The sequence below is a fragment of the uncultured Pseudokineococcus sp. genome, from assembly GCF_947499845.1.
In the GTDB taxonomy this organism is placed as follows: Bacteria; Actinomycetota; Actinomycetes; order Actinomycetales; family Quadrisphaeraceae; genus Pseudokineococcus.
Genome location: NZ_CANMPM010000049.1, coordinates 1 through 1,370 on the forward strand (window position 1 = coordinate 1; position 1,370 = coordinate 1,370).

The window sequence follows — 1,370 nt, forward strand, 5'->3', positions numbered from 1 at the left end:
CGCCGGTGACGCCCCCGCCGACGACGAGGACGTCCAGCTGCTCGGTGCTCATCCGCTCGAGCGCCTCGGCGCGGGTGACGGCGGACAAGACTGCTCCTGTCATGAAGGCCTCCTCGTCCACGACGGCCGACGGTTGCCCGGCGACACGGGGAGGTGTCTACGACCCGCCCATGAAGCTAGGTGCTTTTGTGCACGAACGTGCATTAGGAAGGTTCGTGAGAGGACCTGTCGGCGTCAGGGACGCGCTCACAACGCCCGAGGCGTGAGGCGTCGTGCACGTTCGTGCGTGAACGACGGTGCTCAGCGTCCACGGGTTGGCTTCGGGTGGGCGCGCGCTCAGATCGGCGGCTCGGTATATGGGTGCGGCCGTCGCTCGCGCCCACGTCTGCAACGAGCGCGCGCCTTCGCGGCTCCGAGGTTGACTGCGACTGCCCCGACATCTGTCGGGGTTGGCCGACCTAGGTGTACCCGGCCAGGACGTTGGTAGCAGGCGTGGCGGCTTGAGAACGGGAGAACCTCCGGGTGGGGTGTGGCTTGTCGAAGGCCCGCACCATCCCGGAGGTTCTCGTGTCCCACGCTAACGCCCGCACCACCATCCACGGCCGGATGCTGATCGTGCAGCGTCATCAGGCCGGGTGGGCGCAGGCCCACATCGCCAAGGCCATGGGCGTCTCCCGCAAGTGCGTCCACACCTGGATCACCCGGCACACCGCTGAAGGCGTCACCGGTCTGGCCGACCGCTCCAGCCGACCTCGCTCGAGCCCGACCCGGACGCCGGTCGAGGTCGAGGACCGGGTGCTGGCGGCCCGCACCGAGCTGCGCGCCGGCCCCGAGGTCATCGCCGAGCACACCGGTGTCCCGGCCCGCACCGTCGGCCGGGTACTGGCCCGCCGCGGTGCCCCGCCTCTGTGCGCGCTGGACCCGCTGACCGGGGCGGTGATCCGCTCGTCGAAGGCCAGCGCGGTCCGCTACGAGCGCGAGCGGCCCGGGGAGCTGGTGCACATGGACGTCAAGAAGCTCGGCCGGATCCCCGACGGGGGCGGGTGGCGCGCCCACGGGCGCGCCGGCGCCGAGGCCACCCGCGACCGCAGCCTGAAGCTGGGCTACGACTACGTCCACTCCGCCGTCGACGACCACTCCCGGCTGGCCTACTCCGAGATCCTGCCCGATGAGAAGGGCGCCACCTGCGCGGGCTTCCTGGCCCGCGCGGCGACCTACTTCGCCGCCAAGGGCATCCCCAGGATCGAGCGGTTGATCACCGACAACGCCTGGGCCTACCGGCACTCCCTCAAGGGGCTCTTCGTACCTGCGGTGGGGCTCATGCCAGTCGGGGGTGGCGTAGGCCTCCGCCGATGAGGAGCATCCGGAGC

At 71.1% G+C, this 1,370-nt stretch carries 1 pseudogene; it reads left to right on the forward strand.

Annotation, left to right across the window (positions count from 1 at the left end):
- Window positions 1–567: 567 nt before the first annotated feature.
- A pseudogene (locus tag Q0789_RS16560) lies at window positions 568–1,290 on the forward strand (IS481 family transposase); the annotation flags it as partial.
- Between the last annotated feature and the right edge of the window lie 80 nt (window positions 1,291–1,370).